Genomic DNA, 26,444 nt, shown 5'->3' with positions numbered 1-26,444 from the left:
TCGAACGGCGGCGCAGAGCGTACCGGGCTTTTGCCGCCCTGATACCACGCCTAACTCTGCAGCAGTGAGCTCAACGCGTTACGAACAGTCTGTTTTCTTTCATCTTTTTTATTGAAGTTATCCTTCCAATAAATTTACTTCCTAAATACAAGAAATCTCTGAAATTAACCTTTTCATTCATAAATTAGATTTTTAAATTAAAAAATATAATCAATATTAGTTATTTGTGTTCATTATAAATACGATAATTGATCAGTTTATCTTTCATTATGTGTTGTACTTGTGATGGTTTTAAGTTTTTAATTCATTATGCATATGGTTTGGTCTTTTGGTGAGCGATGCTAATCTCCTTGTTTTATAGTGAGTTGTATTTTTTCTATATTTAGGTATTCCTGTTGATAGGGCATGATTCTGATTTTTTAAAAAAGTAAATTCGTTAATTATGATGTGCGGTCCTGTTTTTTGTTCATTTTTTATTTTTGGTTGAATTAATTTTTTAAAATGTCTTAGTATCCTTGGTGGGTTTCTGAGTACTAATGACATTCCTTAGGTTTTATAATGATGACTTCATGCATGGCGCCCATATTATCGTGCGTGATGCGCAATATATTGGCATCGGTAACAGCGATGCGCAGTAAGCGTGGTGTTCACGCCACGATCAATTATGTATATCGACATATAACTTAGTGGTTTAAATAATATAAGGGACTTATATGAAAAAGTATCTGGTAGCTTCCGCACTGGCCTGTGCGGCGATCTCTTCCTCGGCGTTTGCCGCCGATGGTGTGATTAACTTCACCGGTAAAATCATCGATAACGCCTGTGTGGTTAACCCGACGCTGAACGTGCAGATGGGGGATGTGGCGGCGGCGGCGTTTAAGAATGTGGGAGATGAATCCGGTGCCCGGAAATTTGATCTGGAGCTGAAAGATTGCCCGGCTAACCTGAGCAGTGCCAAAGTGACCCTGGACGGCGCGGCGGACGACAACAACACCGAGCTGTTCAAACTGAATGACGGTGGTGCAACTGGCCTGGCGCTGCGTATTGCTGCGCCAGGTGAAAGGATGGGGCCGGGCAGCACCAAGGAATTCAAGCTGTATGAGGGTGACAATGTATTGACATTCGAGGCGGCTTATAAATCAACGGATAAAGTCACCGCCGGTGATGCTAACACGACTATTCAATTCAGCGTTGCGTATAACTAATTTTCTATCCGGCGTTAATTTACCGGTGAAACACGTTTTCGCCGGTAATTCGTTAAATTCTCATCGGGCGGAAGGCTTTTGCGGGTGAGGAGTGGGGTATTTGAAAAACAAAAATGTGTTTTAGGGGACTTCGATGAAAAAGTATCTGGTTGCTTCTATGCTGGCGTGTACGGCGCTCTGCTCCTCTGCGTTTGCCGCCGATGGTGTGATTAACGTTACTGGAAAAATTATTGATAACGCTTGTTTGGTGAGCCCAACTCTGGATGTGCGTCTGGGGGACGCGGCTGCGGCTGATTTTGAACACGTGGGAGATTGGGGTTATGCAACAGCGTTCTTCTTGGAGCTGAAAGATTGTCCGGCAAATACCAAGGCGGCTACTGTACAGCTGGATGGCGAGGCAGATTCCAACAATAAAAATCTATTCCAACTTATCTCTGGCGGCGCCACTGGTATAGCCTTAGAACTTATTGCAATAAGTGAGAGTGGTTGGGGAAAACAATCGATTGTACCTGGTGGTACTTCGGAGAAATTTTCGCTGAATGAGGGTGAGAATCGCCTGTCTTTTGCGGCACGCTACAGATCAACAGATAAAGTCACCGCCGGTGCGGCTAACGCCACTATACAATTCAGCGTTTTGTATAACTAATCTATCTGACTTGGCTTTATTGATCGATGGAATACGCATTCTGTGGCGGTAACTTGTTAATAGAACGACTTAATCACAACATCAAGGGAATGCACAATAATGAAGGCTGTCTATTTGGCGCTGTGCGCCGCGCTGTTAATCAATAGTTTTCAGGCTGCTGCTGGCGTGGTGATCGGCGGCACCCGGTTGGTGTATCCCGGCGGCAAGAAAGAAGCGACCATCACGGTAAAAAACCCGGACGACATCCCTTACTTAGTGCAATCGTGGGTCAATGCGGATCTGGAAGGCAACGTCAAGGCGCCGTTCTTGGTCACGCCGCCGCTGTTTCGCCTGAACGGCGGCAAAGAGAATACGCTGCGGGTGGTGAAAACCGCCCAGCCGCTGCCGGAGGATCGCGAGTCGGTATTCTGGTTCAGCGTCAAAACGGTGCCACCGGAGGCGGAAGGCAAAGGCAACCACCTGCAAATCGCGGTGCGTACCCGCATCAAACTTTTCTATCGCCCGGCGTCGCTGCCCGGCTCGCCGGAAGAGGCGGCCGGGAAAGTGCGCTGGGAGCGCAGCGGCAACACGCTGAAAGCGATCAATGATTCCCCCTACTACCTGAGTTTCTCTACGGTCTCGGTCGCCGGTGAAAAAATCAAGGAGCCGCAGATGGTGGCGCCGTTCGCCACGCTGGCCTATACCCTGCCGCCTTCAGCCACCGGCAAACAGGTGAGCTGGCAGGTGATCAACGACTACGGCGGCCTGAGCGCTCAGCACCAACAAGCGTTGTGATGGCTCGGTTGATAGCCAGGGGCGCGGTGTGAACAGGGATGTGAAACATGAACAGCAAAACAGCGCGCTGCCTATCTGGGCGGCGCAGCGAATATCGGCTGACGCCGTTGGCCTGGCAACTTGCCGGCCTGCTGATGTACAGCGGCGTAGCGCAGGCGGAATACCGTTTTAGCTCGGCTTTATTGCAGATAGGCAATACGCCGCAAACCGAAGTGGATCTGGCGCTGTTCACCGATGAGGAGAAACAGCCGCCGGGGGAGTATCGCGTTGATCTGTTTCTCAACGAGCAGCGGCTGGATACTCGCACGCTGGCCTTTTCTCTGCAGCCGGACGAACAGGGCAAAGAACGTCTGGTTCCTTGTCTGAAATGGGAAGATCTGCAGGGCTTTGGCGTGGATCTGGCCGCCTTTCCCGCGCTGAAACCCTCCGATGCGTGCATCAACTTGCCGCAGGTCATTCCCGGCGCCCGAACGGAACTGCTGTTCGAGCAACAGCAGTTGAAGCTGAGCATCCCGCAGGCGGCGTTAAAACGCCAGGCGCGCGGCTACGTGCCGCCGGAGCAGTGGGACAGCGGCATTCCGGCGTTGCTGAGCAACTATACCCTGCGTGGGGCGCACGATCGCAGCCGGCAGGGGGGCGGCAATGAAAGCAGCTATTTCGTCAACCTGCGCAACGGCGCCAACTGGGGCGCCTGGCGGTTGCGGCATGACGGCGTGTGGAACCGGAACGGTCAGGGAGAGGCGCACTGGCGCACGTTGAACAGCTATGTACAGCGAGACATCACCCCGCTGAACGGGCTGTTGACGCTGGGCGATGCCACCACGCCGGGCGATATCTTCGATTCGCTGCCGCTGCGCGGCGTACAGCTGGTCTCGGTGGAAGAGATGTACCCGGACAGCCTGCGCGGCTACTCGCCGGTGGTGCGCGGCATCGCCAAAAGCAATGCGGAGGTGATCATTCGCCAGAACGGCGTGGTGGTCGATCAGCGCTATGTGCCGCCGGGCGCCTTTGAAATCAGCGATCTGTATGCGGTTTCCGGCAGCGGCGATCTGGATGTCACCATCAAGGAAAGCGACGGTACGGAACAGCGCCTGCTGGTGCCGTTTGCCTCGCTGCCGGTGCTGCAACGCGAAGGGCGGCTCAGCTACGGCCTGGCCGCCGGGCAATACCGTGCGCAGGACGCGAGCGCCGATGACGAGAAGTTTATGCAGGGCACGCTGATCTACGGCCTGCCGCTCGGCGCCACGCTGTATGGCGGTGGCCAATGGGCCAATCGTTACCGTTCGCTGGCGCTGGGCGTGGGGCAAAACCTGGGCCGCGCCGGCGCGTTGTCGCTGGATATGACGCAAAGCTGGGCCCGGCGGCCGGAGGAGGCCGTTCAGGGGGACGATCGGCAGGGCAACATGTGGCGCCTGCGCTATGAAAAAAGCTTCCCGCTCACCGGCACCCAGCTGAGCCTGGCCGGTTATCGCCATGCCAGCGAAGGCTACACCACGTTGCAACAGGCGATGCAACCCCGCGATAGGACAAGCAACAGCGCGACCCGCAGCCGTAAAGAACTTTCGCTGCAGCAGGGATTGGGGCCGCTGCCAGGCTCACTGTTCTTGAGCCTGGCGGAAGATCGGCGCTGGGGGGAACAAGGCAAGCGCCAGTCCGTCAGCCTGGGCTACAACGGCAGCATCAAAGGGGTGAGCTATGGCCTTAACTACAGTCAGAACCAGAGCTATCAGGCTCAGACCGATCGCGTCGTGGCGCTGAATGTCAGCATTCCACTGAACCTGTGGGCACACAACACCTGGGCCGGTTATGGCATCAGCAATAGCAACAACGGCAAAACGTTGCAGACGCTGGGGCTGAACGGCACCGCGCTGGAAGGCGACAACCTGAACTGGGGGATAACCGGCGGCTATGGCAATCAGGGCGAAGGCGAGAATGGCAATCTGACGCTGGGTTATCGCGGCAGCAAGGCGCTGCTCGGCGCCGGGCTGAGCCACGACGGCCAGCGCCAGCGGCTGAATTACGACGTTCAGGGCGGGGTGTTGCTGCATGCCGGCGGGGTGACGCTGTCGCAACCGCTTAACGATACGGTGGCGCTGGTGCGCGCGCCGGGTGCCGGCGGGGTCAGCGTGGTGAATCAGGTGGGGGTGAAAACCGATAGCCGCGGCTATGCGGTGGTGCCTTACCTCTCCGCCTATCGCCAGAACGCGATTGCACTGGATCCGACCACCCTCGCGGACGACGTGGAGCTGGGGCTGACCAGCCAGACGGTGATCCCGACCCGCGGCGCGGTGGTGCTGGCGGATTATCAAACCAAGGTCGGTGCACGGATGATGATGACGCTGACGCGCGCCGACGGCCGGCCGGTGCCGTTTGGTGCGATCGCCACGCTGGCAGGCGCAGGCGGTGACGGCAGCATCGTCGGCGACGGCGGGCAGCTGTTCCTGGCCGGCATGCCGGCCAACGGCATGCTGCACGTGCAGTGGGGCAAACAACCGGACCAGCAATGCCAGGTCGTCTACGGCCTGCCGGAAACTGCCGGCCCGGAGATCCCAGAGATAGCGGCCGAGTGCCGTTAAGGAGCAAAGGATGAAAGCGGGAGTATGGATGCTCGGCCTGTGCGGGCTGTGGGCGGCGGGCGGCGCCTGGGGAGCGGAATGCCTGCCGGCCGGCAACCCGGAACGGCTGCTGTTCGACATTCCGCCGCAGACGCTGCAACGCGATCTGCCGGTCGGCAGCGTGGTGTGGCAGGGCACGCGCCAGGTGCAGCAGGCCGCGTCGCTGGCGCCCTGCGCGGAGGCGAAGGACGCCCGGCTGAATCTGCAGGGCGTCGACAGTGGGTTGAAAAGCGGCAACAGCGCGGTCTACGGCACCACGATTAGCGGGCTGGGCTATGCGCTGGATACCGATGCCGCTTTCAGAGATGGCTGGCCGGCGAGCGGCGCCATTGCCGCCGGAAAACGGCAAATCAGCCTGCGGCTGGTGGTGACCGGGCCGCTGGTCTCCGGCGTGTTGACGACGGAAACGCTGGCTCGGCGCACGGTTAATGGGCTGCCGGTGCTGGATATCGCCCTGCAAAAACCGGTCGCTATTATCCGGTTGGCCTGCGAGCTGCAGGGCGGCCGCCATCGCACGGTGGCATTGGGCGAGGTGGCGCGCAGCGATTTTCGCGGCGTGGGCAGCACGCGCGGCGAGCAGCCGTTCCTGCTGGATCTGGCCTGCGACGCCGGCGCCCGGGTCAATGTTCAGTTCGACGGCATCGCCGCAGGCGGCGACGCGCCCGGGGTGCTGGCGTTGACCCACCCCGAAGCGCAGGAGAGCGCGCGCGGCGTCGGGGTACAGCTGCTCTACCGCGGCGCGCCGCTGGCGCTGGGGGAACGGCTGCCGCTGGAAACGGCCTTACAGGGGCTGCGCAGCTACCCGTTCAGCGCCCGTTATTACCAAACGCAACCGCAGATCGCCGCCGGCGAGGCCAACGCGGTAGCAACCTTTAGCCTCACCTACCAATAAGGATGAAGATAATGATGAGAAAAATAGCACTGCCCCTGACGCTGCTCGGCGCCGCCATGCTGGCACCGCCGCTGCAGGCGGCGGATGGGAATATTAATGTGACTGGCAGAGTCACCGAAAGCAGCTGCGTGCTGGATGCCAGTTCTAAAAACCAGAAGGTGAATAAGGGGGTGCAGAGCGCTACCATTGCGACTTGGTTAGGGGGCGCTGGCTATATCTATGTGCAGTTGGCGGACTGCCCGGACAGCATTAGCCAGGTACGCATCAGGTTTGAAGGGACGTTGGCTAATACCCAAAAATACTCAGGAAAAGTTTTTGCCACCGATAATAGCGATCAACCCGATGCCGCTAAAAATGTGGGTTTTATAATTCAAAAGTCAGGGGAAGTTGCATTTCAAAATTTGCTGGGGGTAAATGAGTTCAGCCCAGCTATTGAATTGAAAAAAGGGGCGGTGAATGAGCTTAAATTCAGTACGGGATATACCACCGATAACAAAATGCCTACTGCAGGGGTTGCTCGTACTCGCCTACAGTTTAGCCTGATTTACCCATGATGGATTATTGAATTTCGTTTTTATTGAGATAAGGAACAGCTAATGAAAAATATCATCAAGGGGCTGCTGCTGGTGGGGGGCGGATTGGCCTTTAGCGCTTATGCTGCAGACGGCAGCGTGGATATGGAATTAACGCTTGCTCATGGCACCTGCAATTTAACCGCAGGCAGCAAAAATATGCAGGTAGCGCTGGGGAATATTTCCCGTACCGAGCTGACATCAATTGGTGCGACTAGCAAGCCGGTTGATTTTACCGTTGAAGCAACCGACTGTGCCCCAGGCTTGGCCGTATTTTTCCGCTTTGATGGCGTTGCTGCCGGCCAAAATAATAAAGCCTTTGCATTAGGCAGTGGCTCCGTTGCCGAGGGGGTTGGGGTACAGGTGGCCGATGTTTCCCCTTACGAGGAGTATGTCAAAATTCCTAATGCAAGTTATGGGTATGGAGTTATCCCAAGAAATGATGGTTCTTTTTCTAAACCATTTAATGCACGATATATCGCTTTAACCGATAAGGTAACACCCGGCACGGCAAACGCCACCGCTCAACTCAATCTGGTCTATGACTAAATAACGCCACCCGCCACCCCCTGCGTCGGCTTATCGATATCATCAGAATAAAAGGCTGTTATCCAGTAATAAGGAAAGTGGCGAGAGTAAAAAGTAAATCAGCGGCGCGGCTGCCTATATTGCCACGAAGGCGCAAACGGTCATCCCCGGCAGCGCCAACCTGACCACGCAGATTAGCCTGGTTTATCCATAATAACCGGGCCTGTTTCAGCACGATGATTGTTTGGCATTATCAGACATATAAGGAAATTAATGATGATAGCAACAGTAAGAAAAAGAATGCCACTGCTGACATTATTCAGTGCAGCAATATTATCCCCGTCGTTATACGCAGCGGATGGGAATATTAATGTGACCGGGCGGGTGGTGGAGAATGCCTGTGTAGTCGCCGCCGAGTCGAAGAATATCATGGTGGATTTTGGTGTGCAGGCAGGTAATTCCTCATTGGGTGGCAGAGGTTATTGGGAAACTATAAGGCTTCTGGATTGCCCTTCGGGGGCTAAGCAGGTGAAGATTAGATTTGAAGGTACCGCTATTAGCGGTAACGAGTATATTTTCGCCCCCGATAATCAGGGGCAGCCGGGAGCTGCACAGAACGTAGGGTTCACGATATACAATCGGTATCCTATTGATACTGATATTAAAGTTAACGGTGAATCGCAGCCTTATGAGCTGGAAAACAGCGGTTCCGGCAGTGTGAATGAGCTTGATTTTGGTGTGATGCTACGTTGGCTTAATGGGGGCGGGGGGAGCCAGTCCATCCCACTTGGTGAGGCGACGAGTACTATTCAGTTCAGCATTCTTTATAACTAAACCCGCCATGGCCTATTTTTAGGACAGCGAAGGAAAATATGATGAATAAAGCAATCAAAGGCATCGCTCAGGGCTTGTCCATTTGCCTGATTGGCCTGGCCTGTGCGGCACAGGCAGCAGACGGCACCATCAAAACTAAAGTGAAGTTTATTCAGTTTACCTGCAACCTGACGGCTGCCAGCAAAAATATGCGCGTGCCGCTGGGGGATATCAACCGCAGTCAGCTGGCTAAAACCGGGAGCCTGAGTTCGCCAGTGTTGTTTGAATTAAAAGCGACCGGTTGTCCGACTAATGGCGATACTAGCGTTGGAGTGCGTTTTTCAGGCACAGCAGCGACGGGGGATCATCAATCTTTTGTTTTGGATCAAGACAGTGTGGCATCGGGGGTCGCAGTTAAGATAGCTAAAGAATTTCGAGGCAGTTATGATTATTTCGTTACCCCCAATGAAAAGGGTGGAGCTTACTTTGGTCCAAACTCTGGCGGTGAGGTAACCCTGAAGTACGCGGCACGGTATGTCGCCCTCAATGATAAGGTTACGCCCGGTACCGCCAATCTGACTACCCAAATTGATTTGTTTTACTATTGAGTTACCCAGCCCGATGGCGTAAAAACTGTCGGGCTGATGCTATTGATAGCAAAGTAAAGCTACCCAAAATAATTCGCGGCGGTAACGGAGCGAGTTCCCAGGCGCTTATTTCCGACTTTTTCAGGCGCAGTGATGTCTATTATCTGCCTCATCAGCCGGGGAGAATACGATTGATATGGCCGCCAGCCTGCGCGCATCATCCCCTTGAAGCATGAACAAAATGCGGCCATAATCTGCCGTATCGGTAGCACCGAAACACACATCGAATAAATCCCTTTCTCGTCGGGCTAACGACGCGGGAGGGATTTTTTTTTGTAACGGCCCGGCGTCTGCGCCCGGCAACTTGTTGAACTACGAGGGTTTACTATGAGCACCTTAGGCCATCAGTCCGATAATTCATTAGTGTCCAACGCCTTTGGTTTCCTGCGCTTTCCGCTGAACTTCATGCCTTACGACAGCGATGCAGAGTGGGTCATCACCGGCATTCCGTTTGACATGGCGACCTCCGGTCGCGCCGGTGGCCGCCATGGCCCGGCGGCCATCCGTCAGGTGTCCACCAACCTGGCCTGGGAAGGCAACCGTTGGCCGTGGAGCTTCGATCTGCGCGATCGGCTGAACGTGGTTGACTGCGGCGACATCGTGTTCAACTTCGGCGATGCGCAGGACATGAGCGACAAGCTGCAGGCGCACGCGGAGAAACTGCTGAAGGCCGGTAAGCGCATGCTCTCGTTCGGTGGCGACCACTTTGTCACCCTGCCGCTGCTGCGCGCGCACGCCAAGCATTTCGGCAAACTGGCGCTGGTGCACTTCGACGCCCATACCGATACCTACGCCAACGGCAGCAAGTTCGACCACGGCACCATGTTCTACCATGCGCCGAATGAAGGCCTGATCGATCCGCACCACTCGGTGCAGATCGGTATTCGTACCGAGTTCGATCATGACAACGGCTTTACCGTATTGGACGCCGCGCAGGTGAACGATCGCAGCGTGGACGACCTGCTGACCCAGATCAAAGGCATCGTCGGCGATATGCCGGTGTACCTGACCTTCGACATCGACTGCCTGGATCCGGCGTTCGCACCGGGCACCGGCACGCCGGTGATCGGCGGCCTGACTTCCGATCGCGCGCTGAAGCTGGTACGCGGCATGCAGTCGCTGAACATCGTCGGCATGGACGTGGTGGAAGTGGCGCCGGCCTATGACCAGTCCGAGATCACCGCGCTGGCCGCGGCGACCCTGGGCCTGGAGATGCTGTACCTGCAGGCGGCCAAGAAACACGCCTGACGCCAGACCACTCCTCGCTGAAAAAGCGGCTTCCATTGTATGGGGGCCGCTTTTTTTATTTCATTTGTCGCCATCCGCACTGAGATTTTCAGTCTGTTGCAACGCCTTTGCGCAATTTTGCGCAGAAATGAAACTGAGTCGGAGAAAAGGAACCGGGACAACGGAGAGGATGAATATACTGCGCGCGGGTGCTCTGGATCTTTGTATCTGGAGCCTGCGTGAAAGGTACAAAGAGAAAAGCCCCGAGTCGATATCCATCAACCCGAGGCCTACTCTAACGCCAGCAACGTTAAGTTAGCCTCTTACCCGCCGCGAGGCAAGGAGAAGAAGGCATGATGCCGAACAAACGGAGCCTGTTAAAATTGGTGGTTATTTGTGCCACGGTAATATCACTGGCATGGATAACTCGCAGCACGCTGTGTGAGCTGCGGATCCGATCGGGCACTACGGAGGTTGCGGCCATTTTGGCTTACGAATCCGAACGGTAAGGCAACCCGGCGACGGGGGGTGTCCCCCGTCTGCTGGTTGTTGGCGTCCAGATCCATGAGCACCCTCTCAACGCTTTCGGTTTGCCGCCGTAGAACACGGTGAAACGGATTTATGCCCGCTTCACCTGGCGAGCCAGCAACATGCGGCTAAACAGCGCGCCGCCCGCCAGCAGCGTCAGCAGCTGTGAGGCAATCAGTACCGCAAAGCCCGAAGACACCTTGCCCTGGCTGGCCATCACCATGCCCATCGCCATCGGCACAAACGCCGAGAACAGATTGCCGATGCCGTTGATCAGCCCATAGGCGCTGCCGACCGCCTCCGGCCGCGCATAATGCTGCAGCAGAGTGGGGATTGCCGCGCCCTGTGCGCCCCAACAGGCGTTGGCCGCCAGCAGGAAGAAGGCGATCCAGCCAAGCTGATGACTGTTCATTACGCCATAGATGCACAGTGCGGTCGCCGCGCCGCCAAAGACGAAGATCAGTGGCGCCTGATAGGGGCGGATACGATCGAGCAGCACGCCGCCGAGGTATTTTGAGGCGATGCTGACGATGAAAGGCAGTGCGGCCATCCATCCCATCTGCTTGATGGAGAATCCTTTTTCATCAGTCAGGTAAGCCGGCAGCCAGGCGCTGGATCCCCACAGGTAGCTGAGCGTGGCGATCTCGATCAGCAGGATCCAACCGAGCATCGGTGTGCGCCAGGCCAGCGCGAAGGTGTGCCAGACGCGGCTCAACACCGGCTGAGGATCGGCGGGGCGTGAAGATGAGGGTAAGGCGAGCGGATGAACGAACAGCCGCACCAGCGCCAGGCCCAACAGCAGGTTGAGCAGTGCCAGCAGGTGAAACGACATCGCCCACCCGAAGTGCGCCATCAGAAAACTCACCAGCGGAAAGCCGATCACCAGCCCCAACGAGACGCCCAGCGCGCTGACCGCGTTGGGTTTGCCACGCTCGTCGGCGGCGAAATGATCGCTGATGTACATGGTCTTCAGCGAGAACAGCGGCCCTTCGCTGACGCCAAGCAGCGCGCGCACCGCGCACAGCAACAGCAGCGATCCCGCCAGCGGCGACGCGGCGGTGAGCAGCGCCCACAGCACCACGCTCAGCGTCAGCGCGCGGCGGTAACCCATCAGCGTTTCCAGAAACGGCGTCAGCAACATGGCGGACAGGCCGTAACCGAGTAAAAACACCGTCATCAGCGTGCCCTGATGGGCGCGGTCACCGCCGAGTTGAAAGTGTTGCAGGAAGTCGGGATTGACCAACATCACGGCGATATTAACCCGATCCGCATAGGCGATAACGATCAGAAACAGCAGGGCGATCACCCCAAACCAGCGTTGACGTTGTTGCACGGCGCGTTCCTCAGTGCGAGCGGTTGACGAATTCAGGCAGCAGTAAACTCGCCCGCGGAGGCCATTACGCGCAAACGCGGGGGACGAGGCTGATTAATGTAAATTAATTGTTATTAAATTGAGTGTAAAAGACAGTGAGAAAACACTTTTACGCGCAATGCGCCGCCGGGATCAACGCATTTTTTGCCATAAATTAGCGGAAGAGCGCACAACTGACATAGGTTTTTCATATCCGTGCATGATTTCGTGATCCCTCCCGCATTTGTCATTTTTAAACAACCTTTCATTAACATTTGCCGTTCCGCTCGCTTGACGAAAGTTTCGCCAGACTTATAGTGGCTGTATTAAATAAGAAACTGAGTTTCATATATGAAACAATCAGATAGAGGATAAAAGCAATGAGCTGGAAGAATGTGTGCGAAGTGTCTCAGGTGAAAGAAGATTTTCCTTTCTCCGGCAAAGTGGAAGGAAAAGAGATCGGGGTGTACCTGCTCGACGGTAACTACTACGCGCTGGAAGACGTCTGCCCGCATGCTTATGCCTTGCTCAGCCAGGGGTTTGTAGACGACGGCAAGGTTGAGTGCCCGCTGCACGAAGCGCTGTTTGACGTGCGCACAGGCCAGTGCCTGCGCGAGCCAGGCGGCCGCGATCTGCAAACCTATCCCACCCGGGTGGTCGACAACCAAATCCAGATCACCTTTATCGCGGAGGAGTAATCATGCAGCACATCACCGATTTCAATCCCTGGCTGCCGGACACCCAACAGGTGACGCCGGCCCGCGAAGGCGGCAACGGCCAAATCCATCAGCCGGGCCAGTTCCGCAATGTCATCTGGCAAAACCGCGCCCGGGTGCCGGACGGTTTCGAAACCGCGCTGGTGGCGGCGCTGGAAACGATCTTCGATCAGGGGGCGGAAGAGCTGGAGCAGATCGTCAGCGCGTTGAATCAGCGCCGCCTGTTCGATCGCAGCGGCCAACCGTGGAATGAGGCGACGTTCCGCGAATTCCTTCACGTTAACGGTTTCTGAGCCACATCCGGGAGAAGACAATGACAGCAAACACAACATCCTCCGAACAGAGCCTGCAGGACTATCTTGACCAGGGATTGCGCGGCATGTGGTATCCGGTGCTGGCCAGTTGGGAAGTGGGCAACAACCCGGTCGGCATCACCCGTCTCGAGCAGCAAATCGTGGTGTGGCGCGACGGTGAAGGCCAGATCCACGCGTTGGAAGATCGCTGCCCGCACCGCGGCGCGCGGCTTTCCATGGGGTGGAACCTCGGCGATCGTATCGCCTGCTGGTATCACGGGGTGGAAGTCGGCGGAGACGGGACGGTGAAAGACGTGCCGGCGGTGGATCGCTGCCCGCTGGTGGGGCAAAAATGCCTGCGGTCTTACCCGGCCAAAGAAGCCTACGGCGCAGTGTTTCTCTATTTCGGCGTGACGGCGGATGAAGCGCCGGCGGAGCTGACTTTCCCGCAAGAGCTGGCGGACGAAGCGTCGTACAGTAATTTTCTGTGTACCGCCAGCTGGGACTGCAACTACCAGTACGCATTGGAAAACGTGATGGATCCGATGCACGGCACCTACCTGCACTCTTCCTCACACTCGATGGCGGAAGGCGATCGCAAGGCGGATATGGGGCTGGAGCCGACCGACAGCGGGTTTATCTTCAAAAAGAACGGACAGATCGGGGTTAACTTCGACTGGGTGGAATTCGGCAGCAGCGGCGCGTATTGGATGCGCCTGTCGATCCCGTACAAGAAGCGCTTCGGGCCGGGTGGTCACTTCTGGATCATCGGCATGGTGGTGCCGGAAGACAAGGATCACTGCCGGGTGTTCTTCTGGCGCATCCGTAAGGTCAAAGACTGGCAGCGCGACATGTGGCGCTTCATGTACCGTAATCGCCTGGAATCGTTGCATTGGGACGTGCTCGAGCAGGATCGCATCGTGCTCGAGAACATGGCGCCTAACGCTCGCGGCCGCGAATACCTGTACCAGCACGACGTCGGTCTGTCGCGCCTGCGCCGCCTGATGCAGAAAGAGGCGCAGAAACAGCTGGCGACGCTGCGCGAGCGGGAGGCGGCGCAGTGAACGGCTTGCTGGACGGCAAGCGCATCGTGGCCACCGGTGCGGCGCGCGGCCTGGGCTACAGCTTTGCCGCCGCCATCGCCGCAGCAGGCGCGCAGGTGGTGATGTGCGACATCTTGGCGGATGAGCTGGCGGCGAGCGGCGCCGCGCTGCGCGAGCAGGGCGCTCGGGTGGAAACGCAGACGATCGATCTGGCCTCACCGGATTCGATCCGCTTGGCGTTCGAGAAGATCGCCGCTGGCGGCGGGATCGACGGTCTGGTGAACAACGCGGCGCTGGCGACCGGCGTCGGCGGTAAAACCATGATGGAATACGATATCGATCTGTGGGATCGCGTGATGCAAGTCAACGTGCGCGGCACCTGGCTGGTGAGCCAGGCGGCGGTGCCGCTGCTGGCGCGCAATCCGCACGCCAAGATCGTCAACGTGGCGTCGGACACCGCGCTGTGGGGCGCGCCGCGCCTGATGGCCTATGTCGCCAGTAAAGGCGCGGTGATCGCGATGACCCGATCGATGGCGCGCGAGCTGGGCCCGCAGGGTATCTGCGTCAACGCCATCGCGCCGGGCCTGACGCGAGTGGAAGCCACTGAGTATGTGCCCGCCGAGCGCCATCAGCTGTACGAGCAGGGGCGCGCGCTGGCCGGGGCGCAGCACCCGGACGATGTGAACGGTACGGTACTTTATCTGCTGTCGTCGCTGGCGGATTTCGTCACCGGCCAACTGCTGCCGGTCAACGGCGGCTTCGTATTCAACTGACGGCCCGCAGGGCAGGCGCACAGCGCAGGAGCGAGAGATGGCGGACGAGCAAGCATGTAAGTATCTGATCCCGGGACTGGATCGCGGGTTGCAGTTGCTGCTGGCGTTTGGCGAGCAGCATAAGGAAATGACTTTTGCCGAGTTGCATCGCCTGGTCGATATGCCGAAGGCCACCGCCTACCGCGTGGTGCAGACGCTCGAGCACCTGGGCTTTCTGGAGCGCAATCCGCGCACCAATACCTTCGCACTGGGCATCAAGGTGCTGCGTCTCGGTTTTGAATACATCGCGTCGCTGGACGTCGCGCAGGCCGGCCAGCCGGTGATCGAGCAGTTGCGCGATCGCAGCCAGTGCAGCAGCCATCTGGCGATCCGCGACGGGCGCGACGTGATCTATATCGCCCGCGTCAGCGCCGCCGGTTCACAGATCAATCAGGTCAGCGTCGGCACCCGCTTGCCGGTGCACCAAACCTCGCTCGGCCGCATGTTGTTGACCAGCGCCACCCGCAGCGAGTTCGAACAACTCTATCCGGACGCGCAGCTGCCGGGCAACGCGCCGGGCACCCCGGCGGATCGCGAAATGCTGTGGCAGATGGTGCAGCAAGACAAGGCGCGCGGCTATGTGATCGGCGAATCGTTCTTCCGCCACGGCATCTCCTCGATCGTGTACCCGATCTTCAACCGTGAGCAGCGGGTCGAGGCGGTGGTCAGCATCATGGTGCCGTCCGATGAGATCCCGAAAGCGGATCGCGAGCGGCTGCGCATGGAAGTGCGCGATGCGGCGGAGAAAATTTCTGGCTTCCTCGGCGCGCCGCCGCAGGCCAACGTCGGCTAACCGACAGGACCGACTCTTTCACTCAGGCAGGGATAAGGCCCACAGCAAACAGGGGCCGGGGTTCACTCATGCCTGAAAACCGTATGCAGCGAGAACGTGAGGCTGAACAATGAGCGTAATCGGAATCGAAAAACTGGAATTTGGCGTCGAAGATCTGCCAACCTGCGAAAAATTCATGCAAGACTTCGGCCTGCAGCCCGCCACGCAACATTGGGGCGAACCGCAGCGCGAATTCACCACCCTGAGCGGGGCGCAGGTCGTTCTGCACCCGTTGCAAAGCGCGGCGCTGCCTGCGGCGTTTGAAGGCGGTTCTACCCTGCGCCGCATGACCTGGGGCGTGGGCTCACCCGCCGATCTGGCGCGCCTGCAGCCGCGTTTGGCGTTGATGCCCGGCTTCCGTCAGGTGGGAGAAGAGCTGGAATGCCTCGATCCCAACGGCATGACGCTGCGCTTCGTCGTCAGCCGCCAGCAGGCGGTTGAGGTGCCGGTCACGCCGATCAACCAATGGGGCGACGTGCGCCGCATCGATCAACCCAGCCCGGTCTATTCGCAGGCGCAACCGATCAATATTGGCCACGTAGTGTTCTTCGTTGACGATCTGGCGGCGACCGAGCGTTTCTATCGCGAGCTGTTGGATTTCCAGGTTTCCGATCGCTATATCGATCGCGCCGTCTTCCTGCGCACCCAGGCGCGCGGCGGCCACCATAACCTGTTCCTGCTGAAGCTGCCTAACCGCCCACGCGGCCTGAACCATGTGGCGTTCACCGTGCGCGATATCCATGAAGTGATCGGCGGCGGCATCGCCATGAACAAAGAGCAGTGGAGCACCTTTATCGGCCCCGGCCGCCACCCTATTTCCTCGGCCTATTTCTGGTACGTCAACAGCCCGACCGGCGGCGCGTTCGAGTATTACACCAACGACGATTATCTGACGGAAAACTGGCAGCCGCGCGAGCTGGAGCATTCGCTGGTCTCCTTCACCGAATGGGCGGTAGAGGGCGGCATCGATCACGATACGCGCCGCCAGCATAAAAAGGCGCAAGCGTTATGAACCGGCCAGAACAGACGGGCATCGTCATCGTCGGCGGCGGCCAGGCCGGCGGCTGGGCGGCCAAGACGCTGCGCGACCGCGGTTACAGCGGCCGGCTGACGGTGGTCAGCGACGAGCCCTACGATTTTTACGAGCGGCCGCCGCTGTCGAAAGCGGCGCTGCTGGATGCCGCGGCTCCCCTCAGTCGGCTGTTCAGCGAACAGGCGGTGGCGGAGCTGAATATCGACTGGCGTCGCCCGCTGCGCGCCGAGTCCATCGACGCTGAACAGCAAATCGTCACGCTCAGCGACGGGCAACGGCTGCAGTTCGAGCAGTTGCTGATCGCCACTGGCGGGCGGCCGCGTGTGCCGGGCGCCGCCTGGGCGCAGCATCCGCGCGTGATGACGCTGCGTTCCTGGGACGATGCGGCCCGGTTGCGGCAGGGCCTGCAAGGTTGCCGCCATCTGGCGATCGTCGGCGGCGGTTGGATCGGGCTGGAGATCGCCGCTTCTGCGCGCCGTCTCGGCGCCGAGGTGACGGTGTTTGAACGCCAGCCCGCGCTATGCATGCGCAGCGTCGGCGCCGATGTCTCGCAGGCGTTGCTCGAACTGCATCGCCGGCAGGGCGTTACGGTGTTGTGTGGCTGCGGCGAGATCTCGCTGGAAGATCGCGACGGCGCCGCCTGGATCGGCAGCGAAGTCAGCGATCCGCAGGTCTTCGATCTGGTGGTGGTGGGGATCGGCGTCGAGCTGAATCTCGAACTGGCGCGCAGCGCCGGGCTGGCGATCGAGTCCGGCATCGTGGTCGACGGCCAAGGGCGTACCAGCCATCCGGCGATCTTCGCCGCCGGCGACGTGGCGCGCCACCCGACGCTTGGCCTGTGCCTGCAGTCCTGGGCCTACGCGCAAAATCAGGCCATCAGCACCGCCTGCGCGATGCTCGACGCCTTTGCCGCTCCGTATGACGACGTGGCCTGGCTGTGGTCGGATCAATATGACGTCAATATCCAGATCCTCGGCGTGCCGAGCGGCGGCGTGCACCATGTGGTGCGCCGCACGCCGCAGTCGCAGGTGTTCTTCACGCTGAACGCCGATCGGCAGCTGGTGCAGATGGTGGCGTTCAACGACGCGCGCACCATCAAGCTCGGCAAGCGCTGGTTGGCGAGCGGCCGGGTGCTGGACCCGCAGCAGCTGGCGGATGCGGAGTTTTCTTTGATGGCGTTGAAATAACGCCCGAACCTCGGGAGCGTTTTATGACTACGCAAGACATTGACGCCCGCGCTGGACGGGCGGGGGAAGCCGTTGCCGAAAATCCGCAGCAACGGGTGCGCTGGTCGGTGCCGATCGCGCTGTTCGCCTGCGTGCTGCTGGCGTTTTTCGACAAGATCAGCATCGCGGCGCTGTTTTCCGACGCCGAGTTTCAGCAGGCGTTAGGGATCGGCTTTGACCCGGCGCGGCTGGGCTTGCTGATGAGCGCGTTTCTGTTCTCCTACGGCATCTCCTCGATGCTGCTCAGCGGCATCGGCGATCGGCTTAACCCGGTAAAAGTATTGATTGGCATGATGGTGGTGTGGGGCGTGCTGATGGTGTTGATGGGGCTGGTGCGCTCCTATCACGCCATGATGACGCTGCGCATTCTGCTCGGCATCGCCGAAGGGCCGCTGCTGCCGATGGCCTACGCCATTATTCGTCAGGCCTTTCCGCCGCAGCTGCAGGCGCGCGCCACCATGCTGTGGCTGCTCGGCACGCCGCTCGGGGCCGCGCTCGGCTTCCCGGTCACCCTGTACATCCTCAATACCTTCGACTGGCAGACCACCTTCTTCTTTATGGCGTTTCTGACGCTGCCGGTGATGTTGCTGGTGCTGTTCGGCATGCGCCACCTGAACGTCTCGCGCCCGGCGGCGGCGGCCAAGCCGGCGGTGTCCGAACGCAAACAGCACCGCCGCGAGCTGCTGCGCAGCCCGCATTTCTGGATGATTTGCCTGTTCAATATCGCCTTCCTGACCTACCTGTGGGGCATGAACGGCTGGTTGCCGAGCTACCTGATCAAGGGCAAAGGCATTCATCTGGAGCATGCCGGTTACCTCTCTTCGCTGCCGTTCATCGCCATGCTGCTCGGCGAAGTGCTGGGCGCCTGGCTGTCGGACAAGCTGGATCGGCGCGCGCTGGCCTGCTTCCTGTCGCTGTGCGGCGCGGGCCTCGGCCTGGCGGTGGTGCTGCACCTGCAGGGCACCTACAGCGTGATTGCGGCCATGGCCTTCAGCACCTTTATGTGGGGCGCCGGCGCGCCGAATATTTTCGCGCTGTTGGCGAAGGCGACCAGCAGCAAGGTCAGCGCCACCGCCGGCGGTATTTTCAACGGACTGGGCAATTTTGCCGGCGCGCTGGCGCCGGTGCTGATGGGGGCGTTGATCGCCGCCACCGGCAATATGGATAACGGCCTGCTGTTCCTGGTGGTGATGGCGTTCGTCGGCTGCCTCATTCTGCTGCCGTTGCTGAGAAAGTACTGAATTAACAATTGCTAAGCCCAATGGATTTCATGCTGTGGCTAGGCGGCAAGTTCGTGAGTTTCCAGGAGCTTACTGCGGTAAGTGACTGGTGTGAACGAATGCAGCCAACAACGCCACAGCGTGAAAGACGAAGGGGATAACCATTTGATTCAACAGAGGAGTGACAACATGTCTCAGGTTGAGAACAAAGCCGGCGTCAAGCCGCAGGATCTGTCGATGGAAAACTGGGTAGAGTCGCGCATCGCCCGTTTCGAGGGCCGCAAATACGACTGGAACGCGCTGAAATTCCAGGCCGACTTTGACCCGAAATACCGCCGCGCGCAGATGCGCTACATCGGCACCGGCGCCACCGGCGTGGCCAGCGACGCCAACACTATTCCGGCGGGCAACTTCACCTTTTCCACCATGGTGCTGCCGTCGAAGTGCGAGGGCCCGTTGCACCTGCACGACGACGTGGAAGAAGTGTTCTTCATGCTGAAAGGCAGCATCACGCTGATGATCCAGGATGGGGAAGAGTATTACGAAACCAGGCTGAAAGAGCGCGATCTGATCTCGGTGCCGGCGGGCGTGTACCGCGGCCTGTTCAACCACGGCGAGGAAGAGGCGCTGATGTGCGTGATGCTCGGCACCGCCAAGCCGGAGATCCCAACCTATCCGGCGGATCACCCGCTGTCCAAAGTGAAGCGCAACTGATGAACGGCCTGGCGCAACGCCAACGGGCGCGCTGCGGGGCGTACACCCTGAGCTGGCGCGAGGCCGGGCAGGGGCGGCCGGTGGTGTTGCTGCACGGCATCAGCTCCGGGTCCGCCTCGTGGATCAAGCAGTTCAACGACAGCGGTCTGACGGACGGTCACCGCCTGTTGGCGTGGGACGCGCCGGGCTACGGCGGCAGCCTGCCGTTGGCGGACCCGCAGGCCGATGCCGCCGGTTATGCGGCGGCGTTGGCGGCGCTGATTGCTGAGCTGCAGCTGGCGCAGCCGCTGATCGTCGGCCATTCACTGGGGGCGCTGATCGGCAGCGCCTACGCCGCCGGCTATCCGGACGGACTATGTGGGCTGGTGTTGGCGGATCCGGCGCAGGGCTATGCCACGGCGCCGGAGGAAAAACGCCGGCAGGTATACGGCCAGCGCCAACAGATGATAGAGACGCTGGGGCCGGTGGGCTACGGCGAGCAGCGGGCGGCGGCCTTGCTGCATGAAGAGGCGGATCCGCAGGACATTGCCTGGGTGCGCAACGGCATGCAACAGCTCGATCCCGACGGTTTTCTGAGTGCCGCCTGGATGCTGGCCAACGACGACATCGGCCGCTATCTGGCGCGCTATCGCGGCCCGCTGGAAGTGTGGTGCGGTGAACAGGATCGCATTACGCCGCCGGAGAAGGCGGCCGAGCTGGCGCGTGAGCAAGACGCGACGCTGCGTCTGATCGCCGCCGCCGGTCATGCCAGCTACCTCGACGCGCCGGCGTGTTTCAACCGCTATCTGCGGGATTTTACGGGAGCAATCCAACGATGAATTTTCAGCTTGAGGATCGGGTGGCGGTGGTGACCGGCGGCTCGTCGGGCATCGGTTTCGAAACTCTGAAGCTGCTGCTGGCCGAAGGGGCGAAGGTGGCGTTCTGCGGCCGCGATCCGGACAAACTGGCCGGCGCGGAGGCCAGCCTGCGCGCGGACTTCCCGCAGGCGGAGATCCTGGCGCTGCGCTGCGACGTGCTGGATGCACAGCAGGTGGCGCAGTTCGCCGCTCAGGTGACGGCGCGTTTCGGCGGCGTGGATCTGCTGATCAACAACGCCGGTCAGGGCTTCGTCGCCCATTTTGACCAGACGCCGCGCGAGGCCTGGCTGCATGAGGCCGAGCTGAAGCTGTTCGGCGTGATCAACCCGGTGCAGGCGTTTTTACCGGCGCTGGAACGATCGGCGATCGCGTCTATCACCTGTGTGAACTCGCTGCTGGCGCTGCAGCCGGAAGAACACATGATCGCCACCTCGGCGGCGCGTGCCGCGCTGCTCAACATGACGCTGACGCTATCGAAAGAGCTGGTGGACAAAGGTATTCGCGTTAACTCGATCTTGCTGGGGATGGTGGAGTCGGGTCAGTGGCGCCGCCGTTTCGAAGAGCGCAGCGATAAAGATCAAAGTTGGGAGCAGTGGACGGCGGCGATCGCCGAACGGCGCGGCATCCCGATGAAGCGCCTGGGCAAGCCGCAGGAGCCGGCGCAGGCGCTGCTGTTCCTCGCTTCGCCGCTGGCTTCTTTTACCACCGGTGCGGCGCTGGACGTTTCCGGCGGCTTTAACCGCCATGTGTAGCAGGGGCAGAAAAAGATGAAGAAGATCATGATGATTGGCTACGGCGCGATGGCGAAGGAAGTGATCGCCCGTTTGCCGGAAGGCGTGGAGGTCGGTTGGATCCTGGCGCGCGCAGCTCATCATGCGGCGATCGCCGAGGCTTTTGGCGGGCGGGTGCAGGCGCTGGCCCATCCTGGGCAGTGTTCGCAGCGGCCGGATCTGGTGCTGGAGTGCGCCAGCCAGCAGGCGGTGGCGGAGTTTGGCGAAGCGGTGCTACAGCGCGGCTGGCCGCTGGCGCTGATCTCGACCGGCGCGCTGGCGGACGCCGCATTGCAACAGCGGCTGCAGCAGGTTTGCCGCCGCCATCACGGGCAGCTGATCGTGCTGTCCGGCGCGGTGGCGGGGATGGACGGGCTGGCGTCGGCGCGCGAAGGCGGGCTGGAGAGCGTGACCTATCAGGCCAGTAAAAGCCCGGCCAGCTGGCGCGGCAGCCCGGCGGAACAGTTGATCGATCTCGATGCGGTGAGTGAAGCGCAGGTGTTTTTTGAAGGTTCGGCGCGTGAAGCGGCGCGTTTGTTCCCGGCTAATGCCAACGTGGCGGCCACCATTGCGCTCAACGGCCTGGGGATGGACGCCACCCGGGTACGCCTGCAGGTCGATCCCGCCACCCGACGCAATACCCATCGCCTGCAGGTGTGCGGCGATTTTGGCGAGTTTCACATCGAGCTGAGCGGCACCCCGCTGGCGAGCAATCCCAAAACATCAACCCTGGCGGCGCTGAGCGCGGTACAAGCCTGCCGCCGTCTGGTGGACGGCGGTTTTATTGCCTGAACGGCAGGAGCGGAGCATGGAACGATTGAATATTTTTGTCGCCGGACGCTGGCGCGAAGGGCGTGGCGAAGAGATGGCTTCGGTATTCCCGGCCGACGGCAGCGTCAACGCGCGGCTGCGTGCCGCTAACGTCGAGGACGTGAATGAGGCGGTGGAGGCAGCGGAACGCGCCTGGCGCGCGCCGGAGTGGCGTGGGTTGGTGCCGCACCAACGCGCCTCGATCCTCTACCGCGTCAGCAACCTGATCCTGGCGCAGCAGGAACAGCTGGCCGAGCTGCAGACCCGCGACAACGGCAAGCCGCTGGCGGAGACCCGCGGGCTGGTGGCCAGCGCAGCGGCGACCGCGCGCTACTTCGCCGCCGCCTGCGAAGTGTTGGAAGGCGAATTGCCGACCCCGCGCAGCGCCGAGGTGATGACGCTCAGCCAGTATCAGCCGATGGGGGTGATCGCCGCCATCACGCCGTGGAACTCACCGATCGCCAGTGAAATGCAGAAGGTGGCGCCGGCGCTGGCGGCGGGCAACGCGGTGGTGCTCAAACCGGCCGAAGCCACGCCGCTGATGGCGCTGAAGCTGGCCGAGCTGTTCGAACAGGCGGGCCTGCCTGCCGGGCTGCTCAGCGTGCTGCCGGGCAAAGGTTCGGTGATCGGCGAGGCGTTGGCGCGCCATCCGCGGGTGAAAAAGATCGCCTTTACCGGTGGGACCAGCACCGGGCGCCATTTGGCGCATATCGCCGCCGACAAGCTGATCCCCACCTCGTTGGAACTGGGGGGCAAATCACCGACCATCGTGCTGGAGGACGCCGATCTGGAACAGGCGGCGCGCGGTATCTGCTACGGCATTTTCAGCTCCGCCGGCCAGGCGTGCATCGCCGGATCGCGGCTGTTCGTGCATCGTTCGCTGTATCAGCCGCTGCTGGCGCGCTTGACCGAACTGACGGCGGGGCTGCGTATCGGCAACCCGCTGGTGCCGGGCGTGCATCTCGGTCCGCTGATCAGCGCCAAACATCGGCAAAGCGTGGCGGACTACGTGGCGCTGGCGCGGCAGGAGGGTGGCCGGGTGATCATCGGCGGCGAAGCGCCGGCCGATCCGCAACTGGCGAGCGGCAGCTATTACCTGCCGACCATTATCGAAGGTTTGAACAACGACGCCCGCGTGTGCCAGGAGGAGATCTTCGGCCCGGTGCTGGTGGCGCTGCCGTTCGACGACGAGCAACAGCTGATCGAACAGGCCAACGACTCGGTGTACGGCCTGGCGGCCGGCATCTGGAGCCGCGATTTCCCGCGGGCGATGGCGCTGGCGGAGCGGCTGGAAACCGGCACCGTCTGGATCAACACCTACAAAACGTTCTCGATTTCTACACCGTTCGGCGGTTTCAAGGAAAGCGGGCTGGGCCGCGAAAAGGGCCTGAACGGCATCAAGGCCTACATGCAGCAGAAAAGCGTGTATCTGGCACTGAGCCATCAGGTGAACCGCTGGAGCGACTAGGCCGACACCTCTACGCATAACCCTAATAACGACTACCCTAAGAAGGCAGATGATGAGCGATAAAATCACGGTTGGCGAGGCGATAGCCCGGACTCTGGAACAGTACGCGGTGTCGGCGATGTACGGCATCATTTCGATTCATAATCTGCCGATCGCCGATGCGGTGGGGCAGCGCGATAAAATTCGCTTCGTGCCGGCGCGCGGCGAAGCGGGTGCGGTCACCATGGCCGACGCGCACGGGCGCTTCTCCGGCCTGGGCGTGGCGTTGACCAGCACCGGCGCCGGCGCGGGCAACGCGGTGGGGGCGATGATTGAGGCGCTCAACGCCAACACGCCGCTGCTGCATATCACCGGCCAGGTGGAAAAAGCCTATCTGGACGCCGACGCCGGTTTTATTCATGAAACCCGCGATCAGCTCGGCTTCCTGCGCGCCTGCTCCAAGCGCGCTTACCGGGTCAATTCGCCGGAGCAGGCGGTGGCGGTGATCCAGCGGGCGATCCTGGATGCGCAAACCGTGCCCTGTGGCCCGGTGGCGGTCGAGATCCCGATCGATATTCAAAGTAGCCTGGTTTCCCGTTCGGTGCTGACCGAAGCGTTGGCGCCGGCGCCGCTGCCGAAGGCGGACGATGCGGCGGTGGAGCGGCTGCATCAGCGGCTGAAACAGGCCAAGCGTCCGCTGCTGTGGTTAGGCGGTGGCGCCTTGGCCTGCGGCGACGCGGTGCGCAAGCTGGCGGACGCCGGCGTGGCGGTGATCTCCAGCACCCACGGGCGCGGCATTCTGCCGGACAGCCATCCGCGCAGCCTGCGGGCGTTCCACAACTCGCCGAGCATCGAGGCGATCCTGACGCAGTGCGACCTGACGCTGGTGGCTGGTTCGCGCCTGCGCAGCAATGAAACCCGCACCTGGACGCTGCCGCTGCCGCGCCCGCTGGTGCAGATTGACATCGATCCGGCGGCGGCCAACCGCAACTACCTGGCCGATGAGCAGATCAACGGCGACTGTGCGGCGCTGCTGGCCGCGCTGGCGGCGCGGCTGAGCCCCGGCGAGAAGGTTAACGCCGAGTGGGATGCCGAGATCGCGGGGGCGGTGCAGCAGGCGGAGAGCGCGTTGCGTCAGCAGTCCGGTGAATACGCCAAACTCAACGACGCCATCGACGCCGCGTTGCCGCAGGACGGATTGCTGGTGCGCGATATCACCGTTTCCGGCAGCGTCTGGGGCAGCCGTTTGTTCCGCGCGATCTCGCCGCTGTGCAACATTCACTCGCTGGCCGGTGCTATCGGCATGGGGCTGCCGATGGCGATCGGCACCGCGATCGCCAACCCGCAGCGCAAGGTGGTGGGGCTGGTGGGCGATGGCGGTCTGGCGCTGGGCCTGGGGGAACTGGCGACCATGGCGCAGGAACAGGTGAACATCACCCTGCTGATCATGAACGACGGCGGTTATGGCGTGATGCGCGGCATTCAGGACAAGTATTTCGCCGGGCGCCAGTATTACAACGAGCTGCATACGCCGGCCTTTACTCAAATAGCCGAAGCGATGGGGCTGAAAGCCTGGAAGGTCGAGGCGGCGGCGCAGTTCAACGGCGTATTGGCCGAGGCGATCAACTACCCGGGGCCGTCGGTGGTCGAGGTGGACATGAAGCAGGTCGGGCCGCTGACCTTCGCCGGGCCGCCGCAGAAAACCCTGTATTGAGACGATAAAAAACGCCCGGCGGTTGCCGGGCGTTCTCGTTGTTACTTCTCTGCCGCGATGCGATCGCGAATGTGCTGCGCGCGCGCTTGGGAAGACGGGTGATCGTCGAACATGCTGCTCTGACGGCCGGCTTCCATTTGGGCCAGTTTTTCGAAGCTGGTGGCCAGGCCGTTCGGATCGATGCCGCGCTTTTTCAGCAGATCGAACGAGTAATCATCCGCTTCGCTTTCCTGTTTCTGCGAGAACTGGGCGCTGACCAGCTTCTCGCCGATGTCCGCCAACTGCGACTGCGACAGCGAGCCGATGACGCCGCCGGCGGAGGACGCCGCGGTGCGCAGCGCCACGGTGCCGTAAGCCACCTGCATCGCTTTACGGGTGTGGCCCAGCGCTACGTGGCCCATTTCGTGGCCCAGCACGCCTTCCACTTCGTTGTCGTTCATCATGTCCATCAGGCCGCTGTAGACGCGGATACAGCCGTTGGCCATCGCCCAGGCGTTGACGTCTTTGGTCACGTAAACCTTATAGTTGGCCGGGGTGCCGTTGATGTTGTCGCCCAGCGCCGCAGCGATTTTGTTGAGACGCTTGGCGTAGGTGCTGCCGGCCGGCGCGATTTGTGCCTTGCTGTCCATCTCGGCGCAGGATTTATCACTCAGGGCCTTAACGTCGTCGTTGCTCAGGGTCGCCGCCTGGAACGCCTGCGCGCCGGACTGCATCAAGGTTTCGGTATTCAGGTTTTGACAGCCGGTTGCCAAGGTGGCAATGCCCAACGCAATCAAAGAGGTACGGATCTTCATAACGCCATCTTCCTGTGAAGGTAACAAGGTAAAAGAGTCATTTTGCTTTGAGGAAATCTTGTCGCAAGAGCCTAGTGTACGCCAGCTAAGGCGAGAATAGTGTTATTCCGAAAAAGCGTCCAATCGTGCTAATAAGTGGTGAACTCGCTCTCATTTGGCATTAGGGATTGCCGTTGTGATGTGGAGTCTGAGAAAATAGGGAACTTGACTGCTTTTTTTATCCGACCTGGAGTAAAACATGTCCTCTCGTAAAGAGCTTGCCAACGCCATCCGCGCACTCAGCATGGACGCCGTACAAAAAGCAAATTCCGGCCACCCGGGGGCCCCTATGGGCATGGCGGACATCGCCGAAGTCCTGTGGCGTG

The 26,444-nt window shown here is 60.2% G+C and carries 28 protein-coding genes; 26 read left to right on the top strand and 2 right to left on the bottom strand.

The window, feature by feature from the left end:
* The first annotated feature begins 713 nt into the window (after positions 1–713).
* The 11 genes from BVU99_RS00140 (at position 714) to BVU99_RS00090 (ending at position 10,428) form a co-directional block, all read left to right on the top strand.
* Positions 714–1,205, top strand: coding sequence for a fimbrial protein (locus tag BVU99_RS00140; protein ID WP_049208784.1), 492 nt, complete (start codon positions 714–716; stop codon positions 1,203–1,205).
* Between the two features lie 133 nt (positions 1,206–1,338).
* Positions 1,339–1,851 (top strand): fimbrial protein, encoded by a 513-nt coding sequence (locus BVU99_RS00135; protein ID WP_099817674.1) that lies wholly within the window; start codon positions 1,339–1,341, stop codon positions 1,849–1,851.
* A 99-nt stretch (positions 1,852–1,950) separates the two neighbouring features.
* A complete protein-coding gene (locus tag BVU99_RS00130; RefSeq protein WP_025304211.1) occupies positions 1,951–2,625 on the top strand; it encodes a molecular chaperone in 675 nt (224 codons plus the stop codon).
* Between the two features lie 47 nt (positions 2,626–2,672).
* Complete coding sequence (locus BVU99_RS00125) at positions 2,673–5,201, top strand: fimbria/pilus outer membrane usher protein (RefSeq protein ID WP_099817675.1); 2,529 nt, start codon at positions 2,673–2,675, stop codon at positions 5,199–5,201.
* Between the two features lie 10 nt (positions 5,202–5,211).
* On the top strand, positions 5,212–6,132 hold the full coding sequence (locus BVU99_RS00120) for a fimbrial protein (RefSeq protein ID WP_099817676.1): 921 nt from the start codon (positions 5,212–5,214) through the stop codon (positions 6,130–6,132).
* A gap of 11 nt (positions 6,133–6,143) precedes the next feature.
* Positions 6,144–6,686, top strand: a complete 543-nt coding sequence (locus tag BVU99_RS00115) for a hypothetical protein (protein ID WP_089181273.1) — start codon at positions 6,144–6,146, stop codon at positions 6,684–6,686.
* Positions 6,687–6,728: 42 nt separating this feature from the next.
* Entirely contained in the window at positions 6,729–7,253 is a 525-nt protein-coding gene (locus BVU99_RS00110) for a fimbrial protein (RefSeq protein ID WP_089181272.1), read from the top strand.
* A gap of 252 nt (positions 7,254–7,505) precedes the next feature.
* Positions 7,506–8,066, top strand: coding sequence for a fimbrial protein (locus tag BVU99_RS00105; RefSeq protein WP_080271270.1), 561 nt, complete (start codon positions 7,506–7,508; stop codon positions 8,064–8,066).
* Between the two features lie 38 nt (positions 8,067–8,104).
* On the top strand, positions 8,105–8,653 hold the full coding sequence (locus BVU99_RS00100; protein ID WP_080350776.1) for a fimbrial protein: 549 nt from the start codon (positions 8,105–8,107) through the stop codon (positions 8,651–8,653).
* Between the two features lie 366 nt (positions 8,654–9,019).
* On the top strand, positions 9,020–9,940 hold the full coding sequence (gene speB, locus BVU99_RS00095) for an agmatinase (RefSeq protein WP_004937606.1): 921 nt from the start codon (positions 9,020–9,022) through the stop codon (positions 9,938–9,940).
* 335 nt (positions 9,941–10,275) lie between these two features.
* Positions 10,276–10,428 carry a Hok/Gef family protein gene (locus tag BVU99_RS00090; protein WP_004937610.1) on the top strand — a complete coding sequence of 51 codons (153 nt, stop codon included), beginning with the start codon at positions 10,276–10,278 and terminating at the stop codon, positions 10,426–10,428.
* Positions 10,429–10,538: 110 nt separating this feature from the next.
* Here BVU99_RS00090 and BVU99_RS00085 read toward each other — a convergent pair whose 3' ends face one another.
* Entirely contained in the window at positions 10,539–11,780 is a 1,242-nt protein-coding gene (locus tag BVU99_RS00085) for an MFS transporter (RefSeq protein WP_049296214.1), read from the bottom strand.
* A gap of 398 nt (positions 11,781–12,178) precedes the next feature.
* On the opposite strand from BVU99_RS00085, the gene BVU99_RS00080 reads away from it, so the two are divergent.
* The 14 genes from BVU99_RS00080 to BVU99_RS00015 all read left to right on the top strand — a co-directional run bounded on the left by BVU99_RS00080 (position 12,179) and on the right by BVU99_RS00015 (position 25,285).
* A complete protein-coding gene (locus tag BVU99_RS00080) occupies positions 12,179–12,496 on the top strand; it encodes a non-heme iron oxygenase ferredoxin subunit (protein ID WP_004937614.1) in 318 nt (105 codons plus the stop codon).
* A gap of 2 nt (positions 12,497–12,498) precedes the next feature.
* On the top strand, positions 12,499–12,807 hold the full coding sequence (locus BVU99_RS00075) for a recombinase-like helix-turn-helix domain-containing protein (protein ID WP_004937617.1): 309 nt from the start codon (positions 12,499–12,501) through the stop codon (positions 12,805–12,807).
* A 20-nt stretch (positions 12,808–12,827) separates the two neighbouring features.
* On the top strand, positions 12,828–13,871 hold the full coding sequence (locus BVU99_RS00070) for an aromatic ring-hydroxylating dioxygenase subunit alpha (RefSeq protein WP_025304204.1): 1,044 nt from the start codon (positions 12,828–12,830) through the stop codon (positions 13,869–13,871).
* Positions 13,868–14,623 (top strand): SDR family oxidoreductase, encoded by a 756-nt coding sequence (locus BVU99_RS00065; RefSeq protein ID WP_099817677.1) that lies wholly within the window; start codon positions 13,868–13,870, stop codon positions 14,621–14,623. Before BVU99_RS00070 ends, BVU99_RS00065 begins: the two co-directional genes overlap by 4 nt.
* A 37-nt stretch (positions 14,624–14,660) precedes the next feature.
* On the top strand, positions 14,661–15,455 hold the full coding sequence (locus tag BVU99_RS00060; protein WP_025304202.1) for an IclR family transcriptional regulator: 795 nt from the start codon (positions 14,661–14,663) through the stop codon (positions 15,453–15,455).
* Positions 15,456–15,564: 109 nt separating this feature from the next.
* Complete coding sequence (locus BVU99_RS00055) at positions 15,565–16,506, top strand: VOC family protein (protein ID WP_099817678.1); 942 nt, start codon at positions 15,565–15,567, stop codon at positions 16,504–16,506.
* The gene (locus BVU99_RS00050) at positions 16,503–17,714 is read left to right on the top strand and encodes an FAD-dependent oxidoreductase (RefSeq protein ID WP_099817679.1); all 1,212 of its coding nucleotides are present in this window, start codon (positions 16,503–16,505) and stop codon (positions 17,712–17,714) included. The genes BVU99_RS00055 and BVU99_RS00050 overlap by 4 nt, the downstream gene beginning before the upstream one ends.
* A gap of 23 nt (positions 17,715–17,737) precedes the next feature.
* On the top strand, positions 17,738–18,994 hold the full coding sequence (locus BVU99_RS00045) for an MFS transporter (protein ID WP_049208796.1): 1,257 nt from the start codon (positions 17,738–17,740) through the stop codon (positions 18,992–18,994).
* A gap of 168 nt (positions 18,995–19,162) precedes the next feature.
* Positions 19,163–19,687: a cupin domain-containing protein gene (locus BVU99_RS00040; protein WP_004937634.1), complete on the top strand. Its 525-nt coding sequence runs from the start codon at positions 19,163–19,165 to the stop codon at positions 19,685–19,687.
* Complete coding sequence (locus BVU99_RS00035; RefSeq protein ID WP_025304198.1) at positions 19,687–20,505, top strand: alpha/beta hydrolase; 819 nt, start codon at positions 19,687–19,689, stop codon at positions 20,503–20,505. The genes BVU99_RS00040 and BVU99_RS00035 overlap by 1 nt, the downstream gene beginning before the upstream one ends.
* Positions 20,502–21,296, top strand: coding sequence for an SDR family oxidoreductase (locus BVU99_RS00030; RefSeq protein ID WP_043141245.1), 795 nt, complete (start codon positions 20,502–20,504; stop codon positions 21,294–21,296). The genes BVU99_RS00035 and BVU99_RS00030 overlap by 4 nt, the downstream gene beginning before the upstream one ends.
* 15 nt (positions 21,297–21,311) lie before the next feature.
* Positions 21,312–22,106, top strand: coding sequence for an aspartate dehydrogenase (locus tag BVU99_RS00025; RefSeq protein WP_025304196.1), 795 nt, complete (start codon positions 21,312–21,314; stop codon positions 22,104–22,106).
* A 16-nt stretch (positions 22,107–22,122) separates the two neighbouring features.
* Positions 22,123–23,592 carry an aldehyde dehydrogenase gene (locus BVU99_RS00020; protein ID WP_049208798.1) on the top strand — a complete coding sequence of 490 codons (1,470 nt, stop codon included), beginning with the start codon at positions 22,123–22,125 and terminating at the stop codon, positions 23,590–23,592.
* Between the two features lie 52 nt (positions 23,593–23,644).
* The gene (locus BVU99_RS00015) at positions 23,645–25,285 is read left to right on the top strand and encodes a thiamine pyrophosphate-binding protein (protein WP_025304194.1); all 1,641 of its coding nucleotides are present in this window, start codon (positions 23,645–23,647) and stop codon (positions 25,283–25,285) included.
* Positions 25,286–25,326: 41 nt separating this feature from the next.
* Here BVU99_RS00015 and BVU99_RS00010 read toward each other — a convergent pair whose 3' ends face one another.
* Positions 25,327–26,079 (bottom strand): M48 family metallopeptidase, encoded by a 753-nt coding sequence (locus BVU99_RS00010; protein ID WP_016930039.1) that lies wholly within the window; start codon positions 26,077–26,079, stop codon positions 25,327–25,329.
* A 238-nt stretch (positions 26,080–26,317) separates the two neighbouring features.
* Here BVU99_RS00010 and BVU99_RS00005 point away from each other — a divergent pair.
* Positions 26,318–26,444: hypothetical protein (locus tag BVU99_RS00005; RefSeq protein ID WP_144334738.1), on the top strand; the 127-nt coding region annotated here is incomplete at its 3' end.

It is taken from the genome of Serratia sp. OLAL2, from assembly GCF_002752475.1.
Classification (GTDB): Bacteria; Pseudomonadota; Gammaproteobacteria; order Enterobacterales; family Enterobacteriaceae; genus Serratia; species Serratia bockelmannii.
The sequence above is the reverse complement of the archived record's forward strand: the minus strand, read 5'-3'. Positions and strand labels throughout refer to the sequence as shown.

Coding starts and splice junctions, on each gene's coding strand:
- BVU99_RS00140 (WP_049208784.1), top strand. CDS start 714: ATGAAAAAGTATCTGGTAGCTTCCGCACTGGCCTGTGCGGCGATCTCT.
- BVU99_RS00135 (WP_099817674.1), top strand. CDS start 1,339: ATGAAAAAGTATCTGGTTGCTTCTATGCTGGCGTGTACGGCGCTCTGC.
- BVU99_RS00130 (WP_025304211.1), top strand. CDS start 1,951: ATGAAGGCTGTCTATTTGGCGCTGTGCGCCGCGCTGTTAATCAATAGT.
- BVU99_RS00125 (WP_099817675.1), top strand. CDS start 2,673: ATGAACAGCAAAACAGCGCGCTGCCTATCTGGGCGGCGCAGCGAATAT.
- BVU99_RS00120 (WP_099817676.1), top strand. CDS start 5,212: ATGAAAGCGGGAGTATGGATGCTCGGCCTGTGCGGGCTGTGGGCGGCG.
- BVU99_RS00115 (WP_089181273.1), top strand. CDS start 6,144: ATGATGAGAAAAATAGCACTGCCCCTGACGCTGCTCGGCGCCGCCATG.
- BVU99_RS00110 (WP_089181272.1), top strand. CDS start 6,729: ATGAAAAATATCATCAAGGGGCTGCTGCTGGTGGGGGGCGGATTGGCC.
- BVU99_RS00105 (WP_080271270.1), top strand. CDS start 7,506: ATGATGATAGCAACAGTAAGAAAAAGAATGCCACTGCTGACATTATTC.
- BVU99_RS00100 (WP_080350776.1), top strand. CDS start 8,105: ATGATGAATAAAGCAATCAAAGGCATCGCTCAGGGCTTGTCCATTTGC.
- speB (WP_004937606.1), top strand. CDS start 9,020: ATGAGCACCTTAGGCCATCAGTCCGATAATTCATTAGTGTCCAACGCC.
- BVU99_RS00090 (WP_004937610.1), top strand. CDS start 10,276: ATGCCGAACAAACGGAGCCTGTTAAAATTGGTGGTTATTTGTGCCACG.
- BVU99_RS00080 (WP_004937614.1), top strand. CDS start 12,179: ATGAGCTGGAAGAATGTGTGCGAAGTGTCTCAGGTGAAAGAAGATTTT.
- BVU99_RS00075 (WP_004937617.1), top strand. CDS start 12,499: ATGCAGCACATCACCGATTTCAATCCCTGGCTGCCGGACACCCAACAG.
- BVU99_RS00070 (WP_025304204.1), top strand. CDS start 12,828: ATGACAGCAAACACAACATCCTCCGAACAGAGCCTGCAGGACTATCTT.
- BVU99_RS00060 (WP_025304202.1), top strand. CDS start 14,661: ATGGCGGACGAGCAAGCATGTAAGTATCTGATCCCGGGACTGGATCGC.
- BVU99_RS00055 (WP_099817678.1), top strand. CDS start 15,565: ATGAGCGTAATCGGAATCGAAAAACTGGAATTTGGCGTCGAAGATCTG.
- BVU99_RS00050 (WP_099817679.1), top strand. CDS start 16,503: ATGAACCGGCCAGAACAGACGGGCATCGTCATCGTCGGCGGCGGCCAG.
- BVU99_RS00045 (WP_049208796.1), top strand. CDS start 17,738: ATGACTACGCAAGACATTGACGCCCGCGCTGGACGGGCGGGGGAAGCC.
- BVU99_RS00040 (WP_004937634.1), top strand. CDS start 19,163: ATGTCTCAGGTTGAGAACAAAGCCGGCGTCAAGCCGCAGGATCTGTCG.
- BVU99_RS00035 (WP_025304198.1), top strand. CDS start 19,687: ATGAACGGCCTGGCGCAACGCCAACGGGCGCGCTGCGGGGCGTACACC.
- BVU99_RS00030 (WP_043141245.1), top strand. CDS start 20,502: ATGAATTTTCAGCTTGAGGATCGGGTGGCGGTGGTGACCGGCGGCTCG.
- BVU99_RS00025 (WP_025304196.1), top strand. CDS start 21,312: ATGAAGAAGATCATGATGATTGGCTACGGCGCGATGGCGAAGGAAGTG.
- BVU99_RS00020 (WP_049208798.1), top strand. CDS start 22,123: ATGGAACGATTGAATATTTTTGTCGCCGGACGCTGGCGCGAAGGGCGT.
- BVU99_RS00015 (WP_025304194.1), top strand. CDS start 23,645: ATGAGCGATAAAATCACGGTTGGCGAGGCGATAGCCCGGACTCTGGAA.
- BVU99_RS00010 (WP_016930039.1), bottom strand. CDS start 26,079: ATGAAGATCCGTACCTCTTTGATTGCGTTGGGCATTGCCACCTTGGCA.